At 70.5% G+C, this 20,348-nt stretch carries 13 protein-coding genes and 1 riboswitch; of the genes, 4 read left to right on the top strand and 9 right to left on the bottom strand.

What is annotated here, in order from left to right; translation table 11 throughout:
- Positions 1–166 precede the first annotated feature (166 nt).
- The 3 genes from KBY19_RS31555 to KBY19_RS31545 all read right to left on the bottom strand — a co-directional run bounded on the left by KBY19_RS31555 (position 167) and on the right by KBY19_RS31545 (position 4,154).
- On the bottom strand, positions 167–991 hold the full coding sequence (locus KBY19_RS31555) for a M23 family metallopeptidase (RefSeq protein ID WP_099884818.1): 825 nt from the start codon (positions 989–991) through the stop codon (positions 167–169).
- Between the two features lie 14 nt (positions 992–1,005).
- A riboswitch (cyclic di-AMP (ydaO/yuaA leader) is annotated at positions 1,006–1,163 on the bottom strand.
- Positions 1,164–1,377: 214 nt separating this feature from the next.
- Complete coding sequence (locus KBY19_RS31550) at positions 1,378–2,748, bottom strand: pitrilysin family protein (RefSeq protein WP_099886836.1); 1,371 nt, start codon at positions 2,746–2,748, stop codon at positions 1,378–1,380.
- A gap of 56 nt (positions 2,749–2,804) precedes the next feature.
- A complete protein-coding gene (locus KBY19_RS31545) occupies positions 2,805–4,154 on the bottom strand; it encodes a pitrilysin family protein (RefSeq protein WP_099884817.1) in 1,350 nt (449 codons plus the stop codon).
- A gap of 259 nt (positions 4,155–4,413) precedes the next feature.
- Here KBY19_RS31545 and KBY19_RS31540 point away from each other — a divergent pair, with 259 nt between their 5' ends.
- Positions 4,414–6,873, top strand: coding sequence for a DNA topoisomerase (ATP-hydrolyzing) subunit A (locus KBY19_RS31540; protein WP_099884816.1), 2,460 nt, complete (start codon positions 4,414–4,416; stop codon positions 6,871–6,873).
- Between the two features lie 117 nt (positions 6,874–6,990).
- Here KBY19_RS31540 and KBY19_RS31535 read toward each other — a convergent pair whose 3' ends face one another.
- Positions 6,991–8,193, bottom strand: coding sequence for a GTP-binding protein (locus KBY19_RS31535; RefSeq protein WP_307843673.1), 1,203 nt, complete (start codon positions 8,191–8,193; stop codon positions 6,991–6,993).
- A gap of 222 nt (positions 8,194–8,415) precedes the next feature.
- Between KBY19_RS31535 and KBY19_RS31530 the strand changes: the two genes are divergently transcribed.
- Both KBY19_RS31530 and KBY19_RS31525 read left to right on the top strand, forming a co-directional pair.
- Positions 8,416–9,432, top strand: a complete 1,017-nt coding sequence (locus KBY19_RS31530; RefSeq protein WP_210967207.1) for a sucrase ferredoxin — start codon at positions 8,416–8,418, stop codon at positions 9,430–9,432.
- Positions 9,433–9,745: 313 nt separating this feature from the next.
- Entirely contained in the window at positions 9,746–11,401 is a 1,656-nt protein-coding gene (locus KBY19_RS31525; protein WP_210967206.1) for a sensor histidine kinase, read from the top strand.
- Here the strand turns inward: KBY19_RS31525 and KBY19_RS31520 are convergent.
- From KBY19_RS31520 to KBY19_RS31510, 3 genes are all read right to left on the bottom strand, one after another.
- Entirely contained in the window at positions 11,379–13,055 is a 1,677-nt protein-coding gene (locus KBY19_RS31520) for a cation acetate symporter (protein WP_210967205.1), read from the bottom strand. The two genes, KBY19_RS31525 and KBY19_RS31520, sit on opposite strands and share 23 nt — an antisense overlap.
- Positions 13,052–13,543, bottom strand: coding sequence for a DUF485 domain-containing protein (locus KBY19_RS31515; protein ID WP_210967204.1), 492 nt, complete (start codon positions 13,541–13,543; stop codon positions 13,052–13,054). The genes KBY19_RS31520 and KBY19_RS31515 overlap by 4 nt, the downstream gene beginning before the upstream one ends.
- Positions 13,544–13,661: 118 nt before the next feature.
- A complete protein-coding gene (locus KBY19_RS31510) occupies positions 13,662–15,785 on the bottom strand; it encodes a type IIA DNA topoisomerase subunit B (RefSeq protein WP_210967203.1) in 2,124 nt (707 codons plus the stop codon).
- A 572-nt stretch (positions 15,786–16,357) separates the two neighbouring features.
- Here KBY19_RS31510 and KBY19_RS31505 point away from each other — a divergent pair.
- Entirely contained in the window at positions 16,358–16,585 is a 228-nt protein-coding gene (locus KBY19_RS31505; RefSeq protein WP_099884811.1) for a hypothetical protein, read from the top strand.
- A gap of 385 nt (positions 16,586–16,970) precedes the next feature.
- Here KBY19_RS31505 and KBY19_RS31500 read toward each other — a convergent pair whose 3' ends face one another.
- Positions 16,971–17,804: a serine protease gene (locus KBY19_RS31500; RefSeq protein WP_247691622.1), complete on the bottom strand. Its 834-nt coding sequence runs from the start codon at positions 17,802–17,804 to the stop codon at positions 16,971–16,973.
- Positions 17,805–18,087: 283 nt separating this feature from the next.
- The gene (locus tag KBY19_RS31495; protein WP_099884809.1) at positions 18,088–19,689 is read right to left on the bottom strand and encodes an RNA polymerase sigma factor; all 1,602 of its coding nucleotides are present in this window, start codon (positions 19,687–19,689) and stop codon (positions 18,088–18,090) included.
- Between the last annotated feature and the right edge of the window lie 659 nt (positions 19,690–20,348).

Raw genomic sequence — 20,348 nt, 5'->3', positions numbered from 1 at the left:
GTCAGGTGCGGCGCCCCCCTCGTGCTCTCCGGACGGGAGAACAACGCGAGGGGGTGAACGGACCTGCTGGTCCGTTCGCCCCCTCGCGGAAGTCCGCCACGGCGGCGGGCACCCACGACGGCGAGAATCCGACGGGAAACCCGACGGGCCGAGCCGCGACGCTCGGTCAGATCTTGACGCCGTGCTGGCGCAGATAGGCCAGCGGGTCGATGTCCGAGCCGTAGTCGGGAGAGGTCCGTGCCTCGAAGTGCAGGTGCGGCCCCGAGGAATTGCCGGTCGAGCCGGAGAGGCCGATCTGCTGACCCGCCTTGACCTGCTGGCCGACCGAGACGCCGATCGAGTTCAGGTGGCCGTACTGCGTGTACGTGCCGTCCTTGTGCTTGATCACGATGTTGTTGCCGTAGGCACCGCCGTTCCCGGCCTCCACGACCTCACCGGCGGCCACGGAGCGGACCGGGGTGTTCATGCCGGCGTGGAAGTCGATGCCGGTGTGGCTGCCGGACGACCACATGCCGCCGCCCTGCTTGTAGCCGGTGGAGACGTAGGACCCCTCGACGGGCGCCACATAGGCGTTGAGCTTCGCCCGCTCGGCCTCCCGCGCGGCCTTGAGCTTCGCGTCCCGCTCCTTCTCCGCCTTCTCGGCCGCCGCCTTGCGCCGGGCCTCGTCGGCCTTCCGCTTGGCTTCGGCCTTCGCCTTGGCGGCCTCCGCCTTGGCGTCGGCCTCGGCCTTGGCCTGCTCGGCCCGCAGCGCCTGCGTGTAGGCCTGCTCGTCCAGCGTCTCGGAGATCGGCCCGCCGACGACCTCACTCATCTTCGCGTCCTGCTGGACGGGGGTGTGCTTCTGTCCTTCGCTCGCGGCGAAGGCGGGGGAGGCGATGGACCCGACGACGCCGACAGTGGCGAGGCCGGCTATGCCCGCCGCTCCGCCTGCGGCCCTGCTGCGGGCCTTGCTCGGACGCCTGTGTTTGCCAGTGGCACGGGTGAACGCCATACGGAGGCGTACTCCTTTCCTTCCTTCTCGCCTACCGGGTTAGCTGACGGGTTCGGAGCAGGAAGGTCTCCTACGGACCGCCTCTTGCGAGGCCGTCCGATTCACCCCAATGGGACCTGGGTCCCCGGTCCCCCTCGGCCTGTTCGCCTCGGGGATTCGGCGATCGCTGTCCGTCGGCCGCGGGTGCGGTCACTTCTGACGGACAGCGGCAACGACGCTAATCGGGGCCGACTCCAAGCGGCAAACAAAACCCTGGGTTTGTCACGTACGCCACACTCCAACTCATCAGCAACCGCTACAGAAGCGGACATTGAGTGGGGCCCGGAAGGAGTGATTCCTCCTCCCGGGCCCCACTTCTCACTGCCGTCGGCGCCCCGCCCGCGGGGTCAGGATCCGGAGACCACCTTGACCTCGCCGATGCCCAACTCGCGTACGGGGTCGGCGATCTGGGAGGCGTCCCCGACCAGCACCGTCACCAGCCGGTCCGCCGGCAACGCACTGACCACCGCAGCGGTGGCCTCCACCGTCCCCGTCTCGGCGAGTTGGGTGTAGAGCCGCGCCTGGTAGTCGTCCGGCAGATACTCCTCCACCTGGTCGGCCAGCGTCCCGGCGACCGCCGCGGCCGTCTCGTAGCGCAGCGGCGCCACCCCCACCAGGTTCCGGACCGCCACGTCCCGTTCCTCGTCGGTCAGCCCCTCGGCGGCCAGCTTCCGCAGCACCTGCCACAGGTCGGCCAGCGCGGGTCCCGTCACATCGGTGGCCACCGAACCGCTGATGGCCAGCATCGCGGCGCCGCTGCCGTCCTCGGCGGAGCGCAGCACCTGCCCGAACGCCCGCACCCCGTAGGTGTAGCCCTTCTCCTCGCGCAGCACCCGGTCCAGCCGGGAGGTGAGGGTGCCGCCCAGGCAGTAGACGCCCAACAGCTGCGCGGGCCACACCCGGTCGTGCCGGTCGGGGCCGGTCCGGCCGATCAGCAGCTGCGTCTGCACCGCACCGGGCCGGTCGACGATGACGACCCGGCCCGCGTCGTCGGCGGAGATGGGCGGCATGGAACGCACCGCCGCGGCGGCTCCCGTCCAACCGCCCAGGGTCTCGGCGAGCGCCGCGTCCAGATCGACGCCCTCCAGATCGCCGACCACCACGGCGGTGGCCGCCGCGGGGCGCACATGGGCCTCGTAGTAGGCGCGCACGGCAGCCGCGTCGATGCGCCGCACCGTCTCCTCGGAGCCCTGCCGGGGCCGGGACATCCGCGACTCGGCGGGGAACAGCTCGCGGAAGAGCTCCTTGGCGGCGCGACGCGCCGGGTTGGCCAGCTCGTGCGGGATCTCGTCCAGCCGGTTGGCGACGAGCCGTTCGACCTCGCCGTCCGGGAAGGCGGGAGCGCGCAGCGCGTCGGCCAGCAGACCCAGCGCCTTGGGCAGCCGGGAGACGGGCACCTCCAGCGAGACGCGCACGCCGGGGTGGTCGGCGTTGGCGTCGAGCGTGGCGCCGCACCGCTCCAGCTCGGCGGCGAACTCCTCGGCCGTGTGCTTGTCCGTGCCCTCGCTCAGCGCGCGGGCCATGATGGTGGCGACACCGTCCAGCCCCTCCGGCTCCGCGTCCAGCGGCGCCCGCAGATTCACCTCGACGGCCACCACTTCCTGGCCCGGGCGGTGGCAGCGCAGCACCGTCAGCCCGTTGGGCAGCGTGGCGCGCTCGGGGGTGGGGAAGGCCCACGGCTTCGGGGTGCCGCTGGGCGGCTGGGGGTGGAACTCCATGCTCTTGCCTGCTGTCTCCGCGATGCCCGCGGGGCTCGTGCTCGCCGGTGTCTCGCTCACTGCCCGGCCTCCTCGTCGTCGTTCGCCGCGTTCGCCGGCTCGTCCTCGTGCGCGAGCGGTTCGTACACCAGCACGGCGCGGTTGTCGGAACGCAGCCGCTGCGCCGCCACCTCCCGCACCTCCTCGCGGGTCACCTCCAGCACGCGGCTCACCGCCGTCAGCGCGAGCTGCGGGTCGCCGAAGAGCACCGCGTACCGGCACAGTTCGTCGGCGCGTCCACCGACCGTCGCCAGCCGGTCCAGCCACTCGCGCTCCAACTGCGCCTGGGCCCGTTCCATCTCCTCCTCGCTGGGGCCCTCCTCGGCGAAGCGGCGCAGCTCCTCGTCGACCGCCGCCTGGATGTCGGCGAGCTCCGCACCGCTGGACGCCTTGATGTCCAGCCAGCCCAGCGAGGGGGCGCCCGCCAGCCGGAGCATGCCGAAACCGGCCGCCACCGCGGAGCGGTCGTGCCGCACCAGCCGGGCGTAGAGGCGGGAGGACTCGCCGCCGCCCAGCGCGGTCAGCGCCAGGTCGGCCGCGTCCGCCCCGCGGGTCCCGTCGTGCGGCAGGCGGTAGCCGTTCATCAGCGCGCGGGAGGGCACGTCCTCCTCGACGACCTCGCGCTTCTCCTCGCCGATCAGGTCGGGCAGCGAACCGTCGCGCGGCGGGCGCTTCCCGTCGTGGCCCGGGATGGAGCCGAAGTACTTCTCGATCCAGGCAAGCGTCTGCTCAGGGTCGATGTCGCCGACGACGGACAGCACGGCGTTGTTGGGCGCGTAGTACGTACGGAAGAACTCCCGCGCGTCCTCCAGGGAGGCCGCGTCCAGGTCGGCCATGGAGCCGATCGGGGTGTGGTGGTAGGGGTGGCCCTCGGGGAACGCCATGGCCGTCATACGCTCGAACGCGGTGCCGTAGGGCACGTTGTCGTAGCGCTGCCGGCGCTCGTTCTTGACCACGTCGCGCTGGTTCTCCATGGACTCCTCGTCCAGCGCGGCCAGCAGCGACCCCATCCGGTCCGCCTCCAGCCACAGGGCGAGCTCCAGCTCATGGGCCGGCATGGTCTCGAAATAGTTGGTGCGCTCGAAGCTGGTGGTGCCGTTCAGCGAGCCGCCGGCGCCCTGCACCAGCTCGAAGTGCCCGTTACCCTTCACCTGCGCCGAACCCTGGAACATCAGGTGCTCGAAGAGGTGAGCCAGGCCGGTGCGGCCCTTGGCCTCGTGACGGGAACCGACGTCGTACCAGAGGCAGACAGCGGCGACGGGGGTCAGATGGTCCTCGGAGAGCACCACCCGCAGGCCGTTGGCCAGCCGATGCTCCGTCGCTGTCAGCCCACCGGTGGCCGGCGGGGGCGTGGCCGTGTGACCCATGCGCGTGGAGTCCCTTCGCTCGCGGGGGTGTCCCGGCCGGGCGCCGGGAACTGCGGACCGCCTCGCACTCGTGCGACCGGCGGCCCTGTCACTGTATGCAACCACGCCGACAAGGTGCGAAGTTCCCGTACGGTCTACCGAGCGACCGCCCTGTCAGTGCGGCGGTCCACAATGGTCGATCGACAGCAACAAGAGCGACAGCGCGAAGAGCGACAGCACAAGAGCGACAGCACGAAGCAGCGAAGGAGCCGCAGCCGCGATGGCCCGCCGCAGTAAAAGCCGTACACCGGCACCGGAGCCGGGAGAGGACTTCGAGGAGCGCATCGTCGACATCGACGTCGTCGACGAGATGCAGGGCTCCTACCTGGAGTATGCGTATTCGGTCATCTACTCGCGCGCGCTCCCCGACGCCCGCGACGGGATGAAACCCGTGCAGCGCCGGATCCTGTACCAGATGCACGAGATGGGCCTGCGCCCCGACAGGTCGTATGTGAAGTGCGCCCGCGTGGTGGGCGAGGTGATGGGCAAGCTCCACCCGCACGGTGACTCCCCCATCTATGACGCCCTGGTGCGGATGGCACAGGACTTCTCGATGCGGCTGCCGCTCGTGGACGGCCACGGCAACTTCGGTTCGCTGGGCAACGACGACCCGCCCGCGGCGATGCGGTACACCGAGTGCCGGGCCGCGCCCGCCGCCGGGCTGATGGTCGAGTCGATCGACGAGGAGACGGTCGACTTCGGCGCCAACTACGACGGCAGCGAGGAAGAACCCGTCACGCTGCCGGCCGCCTACCCCAACCTTCTGGTGAACGGCGCCTCGGGGATCGCGGTCGGCATGGCCACGAACATGCCGCCGCACAACCTCACCGAGGTCATCGCGGCAGCCCGTCACCTGATCAAGCACCCGGGCGCCGACCTTGAGACCCTGATGGGCTTCATCCCGGGCCCCGACCTGCCCACCGGGGGCAAGATCGTCGGCCGGGAGGGCATCAAGGACGCCTACGTCTCCGGACGCGGCTCCTTCAAGATCCGTGCCACGGTCTCGATCGAACAGGTCACGGCCCGGCGCAAGGGCATCGTGGTCACCGAACTGCCGTTCGCCGTCGGTCCCGAGAAGGTCATCTCCAAGATCAAGGACCTGGTCAACGCGAAGAAGCTGCAGGGCATCGCGGACGTCAAGGACCTGACCGACCGCGAGCACGGGCTGCGCCTGGTCATCGAGGTCAAGAACGGCTTCAACCCGGAAGCTGTCCTCTCCCAGCTGTACAAGCTGACGCCGATGGAGGAGTCCTTCGGCATCAACAACGTCGCGCTGGTGGACGGCCAGCCGCTCACGCTCGGCCTCAAGGAGCTGCTGGAGGTCTACGTCGACCACCGGTTCGACGTGGTACGGCGGCGCAGCGAGTTCCGGCGCGGCAAGCGGCGCGACCGGCTGCACCTGGTGGAGGGCCTGCTGGTGGCGCTCGTCGACATCGACGAGGTCATCAGGATCATCCGGTCGAGTGAGAACGCCGCCGAGGCGAAAGCCTCGCTCATCTCCCGCTTCGGGCTCAGCGAGATCCAGACCCAGTACATCCTCGACACCCCGCTGCGCCGGCTCACCAAGTTCGACCGTATCGAGCTGGAGGACGAGCGGGACCGGCTCAAGGACGAGATCGAGAAGCTGACCCGGATCCTGGAGTCGGACGCGGAGCTGCGCAAGCTCGTCTCCTCGGAACTGTCCGCCGTCGCCAAGAAGTACGGCACCCCGCGCCGCACCGAGTTGCTGGACTCCGCCGAGGTTCCGGTGGCCGCCGTACCGCTGGAGGTCGCCGACGATCCGTGCCGGGTGCTGCTCTCCTCCACGGGCCTGCTCGCCCGCACGGCCAACGGCAGCATGGAGTTCGGCGAGTCGGCCAAGCGCGTCAAACACGACGTGATCGTCTCCGCCGTGCCGGCCACCACACGCGGCGAAGTGGGAGCCGTGACCTCGACGGGCCGTCTGCTGCGGTTGCAGGTGGTCGACCTTCCGCAACTGCCCGAGACGGCCACCTCGCCCAACCTGGCGGGCGGAGCACAGATCTCGGAGTTCCTCACCCTGGAGAACGACGAGACGCTGATCTGTCTGACCACGCTGGACGAGTCGTCGCCGGGGCTGGCGATCGGCACCCAGCAGGGCGTCGTCAAGCGGGTGGTGCCCGACTATCCGGCCAACCGGGGCGAGTTGGAGGTCATCGCCCTCAAGGACGGCGACCGCATCGTCGGCGGCGCCGAGCTGCGCACCGGCGAGGAGGACCTGGTCTTCATCACCGACGACGCACAGCTGCTGCGCTTCCAGGCGAGCCAGGTGCGTCCGCAGGGCCGTCCCGCGGGCGGAGTGGCGGGCGTCAAGCTCGCCCAGGACGCGCAGGTGATCTTCTTCGGCGCCGTCGACCCGGCCGCGGAGGCAGCCGTGTTCACGGCCGCCGGTTCGGAGGGCACGCTGGACGACTCGCTGAGCACGGCCAAGTTCACCGCGTTCGACCAGTACCCGCGCAAGGGGCGTGCGACAGGCGGCGTGCGCTGCCAGCGCTTCCTCAAGGGCGAGGACCGGCTGCGGCTGGCCTGGGCGGGCGCCACCCCCGCGCTGGCGGCGACCAGGACCGGCGCCCCCGCCGAGCTGCCCGAACCCGACCCGCGCAGGGACGGTTCGGGGCTGCCGCTGAAGAAGCAGATCGCCGCGGTGGCGGGCCCGGTGTAGTCGCCCGGAGCGGGCGGAGCCGAAGCCGAAGGTGCCGGGGGCAGCGCGCCCCCAGCACCTTCCCCGCTGTCGCGTCGAGCGACGCCGGGGGACGAGCGACCACGACGGGCCGAGCAACTACGACGGGAAGGATCCGGCGGCGTCGTCGGCCGCCGCGACCAGCAGATCCGTCTCGTCCTCCTGGCCGCTGTCGACGTAGCGGAGCACTCCCCACATCGCGCGCTCGTCCGGTCCCGGCCCCTCCGGGTCGACGACGCACGCGCTGAGCCCGTCGTGCAGGGCGGCACCGTCCACGCCCGAGCCGATCATCACCAGCTCGGTACGCCGCTCCTTCGACCGGGAGGGCCGCTCCGGGGCGAAGCGGAGGAAGCCGCCCACGGCGTGCACCTCGTACACGTTGGCGGGGTCGGCCGCGCCGAAGTCCACATAACCCTTGATCCGGTACAACCCGTCGGGCCTGGCGTCCAGGAAATCCAGGAAGCGGCGCGGGTCCAGCGGCCGGTCGGAGACGAACTCCACCGGCTCGTAGGCGGCGTGCAGATGCGCGGCATGGCTCTCCTCGCCGCCGCACCCGTGCTCGCTCTCATCTCCCCCGGTCACGTGGCCGTGCTCCTCGCCGTCGCCGTCGCTGTCCCCGTCGCCGTACAGCAGCGAGTCGAACGAGAGCTGTTCGACCGGCGGGCGCTCCCGACGTACGCGGTCGAAGAGCAGCGCCGGGTCGACACGGCCGAAGGTGGCGGGGACGACGGGCGTACCGGGGCTGAGCCGTCGCAGTTCGGCGCGGAGCGCTGCACGGCGCTCGTCGGGCACGCGGTCGGCCTTGTTGAGGACGAGCAGATCGGCCGCCCCGACATGGCGCTCCAACTCGGGATGGCGCGCGCGTACGGCCTCGAACTCCGCCGCGTCGACGACCTCCACGAGACCGCCGTAGACGATGTGCGGGCTCCCGCTGGCCAGCACCATCCGGATCAGCGTCTCCGGCTCGGCCACCCCGCTGGCCTCGATCACGATGACGTCCATTCCGGCCGCGGGGCGCGCGAGGACGTCGAGTACCTCATCCATGTCGCTGGTGTCCACGGCGCAGCACAGGCAGCCGTCCCCGAGGGAGACCATGGAGTCCACCTGGCCGGAGACGGCCATGGCGTCGATCTCGATGCTGCCGAAGTCGTTGACGATCGCACCGATGCGGGTGCCTCGGGCGCGGCGCAGCAGATGGTTGAGGAGAGTGGTCTTCCCGGAGCCGAGGAACCCGGCCAGGACGACGACCGGGATCCGGCCGCCCACCGCTCCCCGTCGGCTGCCGGCCTCCGTACCGTCCACGTGTTCCCCTCCTGCCCCGCTCCGCTGTGCTGTGGCGGCTTCGCGGGGCGGGACCCCCGCTGCCTCGGAACGGCTGCTGATCGTACCGAACAGGGCCTTCCCGTCTTCCGCTCAGGGCGACGGGAGGACGGACGTACGAGAGGGCGACCGAGGCGACCGAGGGGTGCGCGGAGGCAGTGGCGCAGCGGGCGCGGCGGGGCCGGCCAGGTTAGGCTCGCCTGTGTGAGCACGTGTGCGACGGCCTCCCGGGCCTTGGCCGAGCCCCTCGCGGGTACGGCTGCGACAGCCCGCACCTGGCTGCTGATCGAGCAGCCGGGCCCCTGGGGCAAGAAGGCGCTGACCCAGAGCCATCTCGACCCGGAGCTCGGGCAGACGCTCGACGCGGCGGCCAGCGCGCACGGCGGCCGGGTCGCACTGATCCGACGTCCCGGACGACACGCCGACAACTCCAGTACCGCGCGGCACCGGATCTTCCTCGCCCGCACGGTCCCTGGCAACTCGTGGGTCCGTACGGTCGCGCTGTCGGGCGACGACCTGGGGGAACTGCGGAAGCTGGACTTCGCGGCCCTGGACGGCGCCTCCACCGGCGTGCACGGCGCCTCTGCCGGCGTGGACGGCGCCACCACGGATACGGCTGGTGTCCCTCCGCTCGGTTTCGGCTGGGAGCCGTACCGAGGGGATCCGCTCGCCCTGGTGTGCACCAACGGCAAGCGGGACCGCTGCTGCGCCCTGCTGGGCAGGCCACTGGCTGCCGAGCTGGAGGCCTCCGGCGGGGCGAACGTCTGGGAGATCACCCATATCGGTGGCCACCGCTTCGCGCCGACGCTGCTGGTGCTGCCCTACGGCTACGCGTACGGACGGCTCGACGCGCCGGCCGTGAAGGGCGTGCTGGACGCCGTACGGGACGGTCATGTCCTGACGGACGGCTGCCGAGGCCGCTCCGCCTGGGACCGCCCGGGGCAGGCGGCCGACCTGGCGGTACGTGAGCGTACGGGCGAGTCGGGCGCGCACGCGCTGACTGTGACCGCCGTACGCGAGGAGCCGGCGAAGCCGCGGCAGCCGGACGCGGATCAGCGGCGGTGGCGGGTGACCGTCGCGCACGTGGACGGGCGCCGCTGGCACGTGCTCCTCGCCGAGTCGGCGGACGGACCCGCCCTGCCCGCGAGCTGCGGCGCCGCCCCGGCCGCCCCGGTGCGGATGGAAGCCTTGCGGATCGAGGAACCCCCGGCCCGCCCGTAGCGCCCGTACCGCCTGCGGCCCGCTGGATCGTCGGCGTCCGGACCGGTGCGTCGGCACGGGTGGGGTGGATACCGTCCGGCTATGTCCCCCGTTCGGAGGACCGCGCAGCCCGTCCCCTCCCGCCGTGAGGTCGCCCGTGTCCCTCTCCGGCACACACGCAGCACGCTCAGCACGCCGCACCTCAGCACGACGCACCTCAGTACGACGTACACCAGTCCGACTCGTGTACCGGCGCTCCTCCCACCCCGGCCGTCCGCACCGGCCGCTGCGTCGCCCCGGCTGGCCACGGCGGGTGTCCTCCCAGGTGCTGCTCATGCAACTGGCAGTCGTCACCGGGGTGACCGCCGTGGCGACAGGGCTGTTCCTGGCGCCCTTCAGCAACCAGCTCGACGACCAGGCCTCCCGGCGCGCGCTCGCCATCGCGCAGGCGACGGCGGCCGAGCCCGGCCTGGACGACCTGCTGACCGACGGCGCCGGGCCCTCACGCGACGGCCCCGTCCAGCGCCTCGCCGAACGCATCCGGCACGCCACCGGCGCCAGCTACATCGTGGTGCTGGACACCCGCGGCATCCGCTGGTCGCACGCGGAGCCCCGCCGCATCGGCCACCGGGTCTCCACCGACCCGGGCCCCGCGCTGGCCGGCCGGGAGGTGCACCACATCGACGAGGGGACCCTGGGCAGATCGGCCCGGGGCAAGGTTCCCTTGCACGACGAGCGGGGAAAGGTCGTCGGCGCCGTCTCGGTCGGCATCGCCTACGACAGCGTGCGCGACCGCTTCACCCGGGCCCTACCGGGGCTGCTGGCGTACGCCGGCGGCGCGCTCGGGGTGGGCGCACTCGCCGCGCTGCTCATCTTCCGCAGACTGCAAAAGCGCACCCACGACCTCGCCTTCTCCGACATCACCGCGCTGCTGGCCGAACGGGAGGCGGTCTTGCACGGTATCCGGGAGGGCGTCGTCTCGCTGGACTCCTCCGGAAGGATCCGGCTGGTCAACGACGAGGCGCAGCGGCTGCTGGAGCTGGACGGGCAGCACATCGGGCTGTCCCCGCAGGAGGCGCTGGGTCCCGGGCGAACGGCCAGGGTGCTGGCGGGCGAGGTGCCGGGTTCCGATCTGCTGACGGTCAGCGGCGGGCGGGTGCTGGTCGCCAACCGGATGCCGACCGAGGACGGCGGGGCCGTCGCGACCCTCCGCGACAGGACCGAACTGGAGCTCCTCGGCCGGGAACTGGACGGCTCACAAGGGCTGATCGACGCCCTGCGCGCCCAGGACCACGAACACGCCAACCGTATGCACATCCTCCTCGGACTGCTGCAGCTGGACATGGTCGAGGACGCTGTGGACTATCTGAGCGAGGCCGTCGGAGTGCACAGAGCGACGGCGGAGGAGATCTCCGACCACATTCACGACCCGATGCTCGCCGCGCTGCTGGTAGGCAAGGCCACCGTGGCGGCGGAGCGCTCGGTCGCGTTGCGCATCGCACCGGGCACGCTGCTGCCCAACCGTCTGGTGGACCCTCCGGAGCTGGCCACGGTGTTGGGCAATCTGGTCGACAACGCCCTGGACGCGGCGGCCGGTTCGCCGGGCGGCCGGGTGACGGTCGCGCTCGTCCCCGACGCGGACGGCCGGCAGACCGGGCTCACCCTTCGGGTGGGCGACAGCGGCCCCGGCGTCCCGTCCGAGCACCGGGAAGCCGTCTTCACGGAGGGCTGGTCCACCAAGGAGCCGCCGGCGCACGGCCGCCGCGGGCTCGGCCTGGCGCTCGTACGACGACTCGCGGAGCGCCACGGCGGCAGCGCCCAGGTGAGCGAGGGGCCGGACGGCGGCGCCGAGTTCACCGTCGTCCTGCCCGAAGCCCTCCACCCGAAAAGCGCACCGGCACGGCCCACCCCGTCCGGGGTCGGGGTCACGCCGCCCGGCGTCGGGGTCACACAGCCCCGGACCGGGGTCACACCGCGCCCGCGCCCGTGAGGGAGCGCACCTCCGTCTCGGCGTGCCGTGCCGGATCGGCGCTCCGGTGGGACAGGAGCGTGCCCAGCCAGCCCGCGAGGAAACCCAGCGGGATGGAGACGAGCCCGGGGTTCTCCAGCGGGAAGTACGCGAAGTCCCGGCCGGGGAACAGCGACTGCGGGCCGCCCGAGACGACCGGTGAGAACACCACCAGTGCGACGGCGGGCAGCAGTCCGCCGTAAACGGAGCAGACGGCGCCACACGTGGTGAACCGTCGCCAGAAGAGGGCGTACAGCAGTACGGGAAGGTTGGCCGATGCGGCCACTGCGAAGGCGAGGCCCAACAGGAACGCCACGTTCAGCTCCCGCGCCGACAGGCTCAGTCCGACGGCGACAGCGCCGATGACCACGGCAGCCGCACGGGCAACGGCCACCTCTCCCTTTGGGCCGCCCCTCCGACCGCCCTGCGACCAGGTCCGTCGCGACCAGCCCTCTCGCGACCAGCCGGTCTGCGACCAGCCGTCTGGCCGGTCTCGTCGCGGCGTCAACGACGCGTACAGATCATGGGTCATGGCTGCCGATGCGGCGAGGGTGACGCCCGCGACGGCGGCCAGGACGGAAGCGAAAGCCACAGCGGCCACCAGTGCGACAACAGCCGCTCCCCCGGTGGCGTGCGCCCCGCCGCCCAACTCGACCGACAGCAGCGGAACGGCCGTGTTCCCGGCCGCGCTCGACCGGCGCACGGCATCGGTGCCCACGAGCGCTGCCGCTCCGGCGCCGATGACGATGGTCATCAGGGAGAAGCTCCCGATGAGCCCGATCGCCCACACGGCCGAGCGACGGGCGGCACGCGCCGTCGGTACGGTGCAAAAGCGCGCCAGGACGTGCGGCAGTCCGGCCGTACCGAGCACCAGGGCCAGGCCGAGACTGAGGAAGTCGAGCCGGGAGACCCGGTCGGCGCCGCCGTAGCGCAGGCCGGGGGCGAGAAAGTCCTTGCCGTGGCCGCTGTTCTCGGCGGCACTGGTGAGCAGAGCCGCAAGGTCGCCGCCGAACCGCAGCAGCACCAGCACGCTGAGCGTCAGCGCACCGCCCATCAGCAGCACCGCTTTGGCGATCTGGATCCAGGTGGCCGCCCGCATGCCGCCGCAGACGACGTGGAAGACCATGAGCGCGGGCACCCCGTGCACCTTCCAGGCGTACGCCGCTCCCCCGGAGCTGCCCAGCACGAGCGCCATCAGGCGGCCCGCACCGACCAGCTGCGCCACCAGATACAGCACCGAGACCGTCACGGACGAGCATCCCAGCGCGATCCGGACGGGCCGTTCGCGTACCCGTACGGCGACGACATCGGCGAGGGTGTAGCGCCCGCAGTTGCGTACCGGTTCGGCGATGAGCAGCAGGGCGAGGAGCCACGCCACCAGGAAGCCGACGGAGTAGAGCATCCCGTCGTAGCCGTAGAGCGCGACCAGTCCGGCGATGCCGAGGAAGGCGGCGGCCGACATGTGGTCACCGGCGATGGCGAAACCATTCTCCAGCGGGGTGAAGAGTCTGCCACCCGCGTAGAACTCCTGCGAGGAGGCGTGCCGTCTGCTGCCCACCCAGCTGGTGACGGCCAGCGTGGCGACCACGACAGCGCTCAACAGCAGCAGCGTCAGCACCTGGTGACCACCGCTCACCGCACGCACTCCCCTGGTGCGGCGGACGCCGCCGCTCGGGTCATCTCCTGGGTCTCCCAGCGCAGTTCGAGCGCCGGCCGGTCCCTGCGCAACCGGGCGTGGCGCGCATACAGCCAGGTCAGCAGGAACGTGGCGGCGAACTGCGCGAGAAAAGCGGCCATTCCGACGTTCAACACGCCGACCACGGGTCTCGCCATCAGCCCGGGCGCGCTGACAGCGAGCACCAGATAGCCGAGGTAGCACAGCAGGAACGCCGCGCCCACGGGCAGCGCGAAGCGCCGGTAGCGGCGGCGGACCTGCTGGAAGGCGGCGCTGCGCTGGACGGCCTGATACACCTCGTGCGCGTCGGGCCGCCGCACCGGCCGCTGCTGCCGGGGAGAAGCCGCGACTCGGGCGGCGGGCAGATGGGACGGGGCGGTGGGACGGGCGCAGCCGAGTTCGGCTCCGCCCGTGGCCACGGCGTCGTACCAGGGATCTTCGATGCGCATGCACCAGGATGGGCGCAGTCCCGAGATCACATTCAGCGCATTCCGGCCCCTTCACCCCTTCAGGTGAAGGCCGCTCAAGAGGCGAAAGAGCCGGCTGTCCCCTACTCGGACGTCGATCTCACACGTCGATGCGGGAGCGGTCCAACGTGGCGGCGGAGGAGCTGATGAACTCCCGGCGCGGAGCCACCTCGCTGCCCATCAGCAGGTCGAACGCCTGCTCTGCCGCCTCCAGGTCGCTGATGTTGATGCGGCGCAGGGTGCGGTGGCGCGGGTCCATGGTGGTCTCGGCCAGCTGGTCGGCGTCCATCTCACCCAGCCCCTTGTAGCGCTGGATGGAGTCCTTGTAGCGGATCTTCTTGCTCTCCAGCTCCAGCAGGGTCTGGCGCAGTTCGTTGTCCGAGTAGGTGTACAGGTACTTGTCCTGGCCCTTCTTCGGGTTGATCAGCTCGATCCGGTGCAGCGGCGGCACCGCGGAGAACACCCGTCCTTCCTCCACCATCGGCCGCATGTAGCGCTGGAAGAGCGTCAGCAGCAGACAGCGGATGTGTGCGCCGTCGACGTCCGCGTCGGCGAGGAAGATGACCTTGCCGTACCGCGCCTGGTCGATGTCGAAGGTCCGCCCGGACCCGGCTCCTATGACCTGGATGATCGCACCGCACTCGGCGTTCTTGAGCATGTCCGAGACGGACGACTTCTGCACGTTGAGGATCTTGCCGCGGATCGGCAGCAGCGCCTGGAACTCGGAGTTCCGCGCCACCTTGGCGGTGCCGAGCGCGGAGTCGCCCTCCACGATGAACAGTTCGGTGCGGTCGATGTCGTCGGCCCGGCAGTCGGCCAGCTTGGCGGGCAGCGCCGAGGACTCCAGTGCCGTCTTCCGGCGCTGCGCCTCCTTGTGCTGCCGCGCGGCGATCCGGGTACGGGCCGCGGCGGCGACCTTCTCCAGCACGGCGCGGGCCTGCGCCTTGGCGTCCCGCTTGTTGGAGGTCAAGAACGCCTTCAGTTCCTTGGCCACCACCTGCGCGACGATCCGGGAGGCGGCCGAGGTGCCCAGCACCTCCTTGGTCTGCCCCTCGAACTGCGGCTCGGCCAGCCGGACCGTCACCACGGCGGTCAGCCCTTCGAGGGCGTCGTCCTTGACGACGTCGTCGTCGGCGACCTTCAGCAGCCGGTGCGTACGCAGCGCCTCGTTGACCGTCTTGGTCACCGACCGCTCGAAGCCCGCCACATGGGTGCCCCCCTTGGGGGTGGCGATGATGTTCACGAACGACTTGAGCGTCGAGTCGTAGCCGGTGCCCCAGCGCAGCGCGATGTCCACACCCAGCTCGCGCTGCACCTCGGTGGGGATCATGTGACCGCGGTCGTCCAGGACCGGCACCGTCTCCTTGAAGGTGCCCTGCCCCTGCAGCCGCAGCACGTCACAGACCGCCTTGTCGGGGGCGAGGTACTCGCAGAACTCGCTGATGCCGCCGTCGTAGTGGAACGTCTCCTCGACGACACCCTCGTCCTCCAGCCCCCGCTCGTCGCGTACGACGATCGTCAGTCCGGGCACCAGAAACGCTGTCTGACGGGCACGCGCGTGCAGCGTCTCCAGAGAGAGCTTGGCGTCCTTGAGGAAGATCTGCCGGTCCGCCCAGTAGCGCACCCGGGTACCCGTACGGGTCTTCGGGATCTTCTTCCCCTTGAGCAGCCCGCTGGAGGGGTCGAACGGCGCGTCGGGGCCGGACTCGGTGAAGATGCCGGGCACCCCGCGGCGGAAGCTGATGCTGTGGGTCCTGCCGTTGAGGTCGACCTCGACGTCCAGCCGGGAGGAGAGCGCGTTGACGACCGAGGCGCCCACACCGTGCAGACCACCGGAGGCCGCGTAGGCACCGCCACCGAACTTGCCGCCGGCGTGCAGCTTCGTCATCACGACCTCGACGCCGGAGAGCCCCGTCTTGGGCTCCACGTCGACGGGGATGCCACGGCCGTTGTCACTGACCTCGACCGAGCCGTCCTCGCGCAGGATGACCTCGATCCGGTCGCAGTAGCCGCCGAGCGCCTCGTCAACCGAGTTGTCGATAATTTCCCAGAGGCAGTGCATCAGGCCACGACTGTCGGTCGAGCCGATGTACATGCCCGGCCGCTTGCGGACTGCCTCCAGCCCTTCCAGGACAAGCAGATGCCGCGCGGTGTAATTGGAACCGCCCTCGCGGTCTGCCCCGGTCAGCAGTGCGGTGGACGGCACGGACATGTCGGCGGTCACGCGGTTCGCTCCTCGCTGAATTCTGCTTGAGACGGCTGGGTTGCCGCGTCAGAGGGTACCGAGGCCCAGGACGGCACGTGATGTGCCACCCAGGAGACGGAAGTGTGCGACCCGGGAGACGGATCATGAGAACTGCCATGCTAGCCCACGTTCGATATTCTGTTCGATAAGAGATCTGGTGTAGGGATGGTTGTCGCCCCCGGTGCCGCACACATCACGTTCCCATCCAGGCATGAACCATTTAGGCTCCGGGCACGTCCTCCACAACGGAGGGTTGGACAGCCCGAAGTCGGACGACAACACAACGGCACGACGAGACCTGCCAGCGCCACTGGCAGAGCCCGCGACCAAGCCACCACCCACCGTCACAGACTCGACCGACAGACCGAAAAATCGACGGACACCGACGGAAAGCTCCCAACCCCTGCAATACGGCCCATTCGCCGCCACCCGGCAACTATCCGGCCTCCCGGCCAAAAAAGTCCGGGAATGAAGGCCAGTGCGGGAACGTTTTCGGCCTGGTTGGATGTTGACCCTGGTACGACAGCTCGTCGAGCTAGAGAAGAGGCGACGTGACTACAGTTCTGACCCCCGCGACTCCGCTGACGGCAGCCGACCGCTGTGACCGGTGCAACGCACAGGCGTACCTGCGCGTTGTCCTTGTAAGCGGCGGAGAGCTGCTGTTCTGCGCCCACCACGGTCGCAAGTTCGAGCCGGAACTCAAGAAGATCGCCGCGGAGATACAGGACGAGACGGAGAAGCTCACCGCGACTCCCTCCACCGCAGGCGAAGACGACTGATGACCTGCTGACCCGACGCCTTCGCGTCCACGTCCGACGAGCTATCCCGGCACAGGCCGGAACCGGCGGGCGGTCCTCCCGATACCCGGGAGAACCGTCCGCCCTCGTCATTTCCGGACCGGCTCGCTGCCTGCTGCCTGCTGCCTGCTGCCTGCTGCCTGCTGCCTGCTGGAGCATCACGCTGACCGGAGTTGGCCGGATATCGCCCTGACCGATCGTCCTCCTGGCCGGAACGGACCGGTTGCCGAACCGGTACGGCAACCCCGGTACGGCAACCCCGGTACGGAAGACCGGCAAGGACAGGGGGCGCGGGACGGCTCGCGCCCGACGCGCACCGCACCCCGCCTGACTCCCAGTACCGCTCAGAGCGCGCTTGTGCGCCCCCTCACGTCCCTGCGGGCGCGGGGGCGCCGTCCTGGGTCTGGATCACGGATTCGGCCGCGGAGAGCCGCGTATAGACGCCCGGGCGACCCGCCTGGCCGCACCCGATACCCCAGGAGACGAGGCCCACGAGCTTGCCCTGGGCGACCAGTGGGCCGCCGCTGTCTCCCTGACAGGCGTCCTTGCCACCCTCCTTGAGTCCTGCACACATCATGGTGACCGGGTCGTAGGTGCCGTCGGCGGAGCCCGGATAGGCCCGTCGGCAGTCCTGGTCCGGAAGCACTTTCACCCGGGCGGCGTGCAGCGTCGTCGCGTAGTCCCCGCGCCCCGTGGTGTCGCCCCAGCCGTAGACCGAGGCTTCGGTGCCCGCCTGGTACGCGGAGTCGCCCTTGTGGGCCATCGGAATGACGGCCTCCCGCGGCACGGAGGACGCCAGCCGCAGTACGGCGATGTCACCCTTGTTGGTCCTGGAGTCGTAGTCCGGGTTGACCTTCGACGACTTGACCGCGATCTCCTTGCCCGCCGTACTCGTCAGATCCCCGCGTCCCGTGATCACGCGCAGGTCGTCGACCCGGGAGGGGTCGGCCCCCAGCACCTCCCTGCTGAGGCAGTGCGCCGCCGTTACCGCCGTTCGGGGGCCGACGAGGGCGCCGCCGCAGAACTGGCCCGAGCGCTGCGGGCCGAACCGGGCACGGCTGGAGAGGGCAACGACCCACGGGTGCGCGTCGGCGCTCACCGGGGCTCCACCCACGACGACACGGCCAGGCCCCTTGTCGTGCGCTGCGGCCTGCTGCGGCGTCGCCGGAGCGAGCAGCGCAGCTATGAGCGCCGTCCCCAGGATGACGGGACGACTTCCAGAGCGCCTCGGGGTGCGGCTGGCGCGTGTTCGCTTACAGCGCATCGATCGCATGAGACCGACCTCCTGACCGTACGGAACTGTGTGACTACCCAGGGTGTTCCGAGTTCACGCGGGTCGCATCCCGGGCCGCCCTCGGGATGAGCCGAGAAACGCCCGCAGATGCAGCAGGGGGAAGGTCGGCAACAACGTGGAGGCCGGTGGACCCCTCGGCGGGGTCCACCGGCCTCCACGTGTGTGTGCGCGTGTCTGCGCTGCCGCCCTATCAGTCCAGGTAGTCCCGCAGGACCTGAGAACGGGAGGGGTGACGCAGCTTGGACATCGTCTTCGACTCGATCTGACGGATGCGCTCACGCGTCACGCCGTAGACCTTGCCGATCTCGTCGAGCGTCTTGGGCTGGCCGTCGGTCAGACCGAAGCGCATCGAGACGACGCCCGCCTCGCGCTCGCTGAGCGTGTCGAGCACGGAGTGCAGCTGCTCCTGCAGAAGTGTGAAGCTGACCGCGTCCGCCGGCACGACCGCCTCGGAGTCCTCGATCAGATCACCGAACTCGCTGTCGCCGTCCTCGCCCAGCGGAGTGTGCAGCGAGATCGGCTCCCGGCCGTACTTCTGGACCTCGACGACCTTCTCGGGCGTCATGTCCAGCTCCTTGGCCAGCTCCTCCGGGGTGGGCTCACGGCCCAGGTCCTGGAGCATCTGGCGCTGCACACGGGCGAGCTTGTTGATGACCTCGACCATGTGCACCGGGATGCGGATGGTGCGCGCCTGGTCGGCCATGGCGCGCGTGATGGCCTGACGGATCCACCACGTCGCGTACGTCGAGAACTTGTAACCCTTCGTGTAGTCGAACTTCTCGACCGCACGGATCAGACCGAGGTTCCCCTCCTGGATCAGGTCCAGGAAGAGCATGCCGCGGCCCGTGTAGCGCTTGGCCAGCGAGACCACCAGACGGAGGTTGGCCTCCAGCAGGTGGTTCTTGGCGCGGCGCCCGTCCTCGGCGATGATCTCCAGCTCGCGCTGGAGCTTGGGGGCCAGCTTCTCCTCGGCCGCCAGCTTGTCCTCGGCGAAGAGACCGGCCTCGATCCGCTTGGCGAGCTCGACCTCCTGCTCCGCGTTGAGGAGCGGGACCTTGCCGATCTGCTTGAGGTAGTCCTTGACCGGGTCGGCTGTCGCCCCCGCGGCGGCCACCTGCTGGGCTGGCGCGTCGTCCTCGTCATCGTCGGAGATGACGAAGCCCTCGTTCTCGTTCTTGACTTCGGCCGCGGGGCCGTCCTCGGGGCCGGGCTTGCCCGAGGGCTTGGCGGCGATGTCCTCCACCAGTTCCTCGTCACCCTCGAGGAGTTCGTCGACGACGGACTTCTTGGCTGCGGTCTTCTTGGGGGCGGCCGTCTTCTTCGCCGCCGTCTTCTTCGCCGCGGTCTTCTTGGCTGCGGCCTTCTTCGCGGGCTTCGGCGCGGCCTCCTCCCCAGCGGACTCCTGTCCCGGGGCGACACCCGCCGCGGAAGCGGCGGTGGCAGCCGGGGCGACGGGAGCCGCAGGGGTGGCCTTCTTGGCCTGGGTGGTCTTGGCAGCGACCGTCTTGGTGGCGGTGCGCTTGGCCTGGGTCTTCGCTGCGACGCTCTTACGGGTGCGCTTGGGCGCCTCGGCTGCACTCACCATCAGCGTCACACCCTCCTCGTCGAGGATCTGGTTGAGGCTGCGCAGGACGTTCTTCCACTGGGTTGGCGGAATCTGGTCAGCCTCGAAGGCCCGACGTACGTCGTCGCCGGCGATCTGCCCCTCAGCCTTCCCCCGCTCGATGAGCGCCATCACGGACTCGGATTCGGCGATCTCCGCGGGGAGAGTACGGGATGTGCTGGCCGACACGAACAACCTCTCGGAACGATGGAAAACGGCGGACCGTCGGCGGGGATGATCCGACGGCGCGGGCGGAGCAGTGGAGAAATATGGGCTGGAACAAGAGCCCCGGATGGAGCGCCCGTATTCCCTCCTCCGCTGTCACCTCTTGAGTCATCGCATGGGAACGGGAAGCGTTACGCCCAATTCACGTGGCCCGAGTCACACCGCATACCCGCACTTCCATCCTGATAACCGGATCAATCGGACGCTCGTGTGGGTGAGAGCAGGTGCCCTGTGTGGGTGACAGCGGGCTCGGCGCCCGCTGTCCCGCCCTCAGGGGCGAGGGGCGACCGGTCCCGGTCCCGGGCCCGGGACCCGGGGTCGGGCCGGGTGGCACGAGACGGGTCGGGGTGGGAGGGCAGGGGGTCCGAGCGGAGAACGGGCCGGGGGCGGGGCGAAGGGTCGGATGACCCAGCCCGGGTAGGGCTCGAAGTCACGCTCGGGCTCGGTGCGGACTCGGTGCGGACTCGGTGCGGACCCGGTGCGGACTCGGTGTCGCGACACGGCTTGCAGTGCGGAAGGCCGGGCCGAGGCACGACCCGGGTGCGGGGCTCGACTCGGACTCGTACGTACGGCCGCGCCGCCGAGGACCGGAGGCACGGCCGCAACACCGCGGAGCTCCGGAA

The sequence above is a fragment of the Streptomyces sp. B15 genome (genome assembly GCF_018070605.1).
Classification (GTDB): domain Bacteria; phylum Actinomycetota; class Actinomycetes; order Streptomycetales; family Streptomycetaceae; genus Streptomyces; species Streptomyces smyrnaeus.
This window is presented reverse-complemented; position numbering and strand designations above follow the sequence as displayed.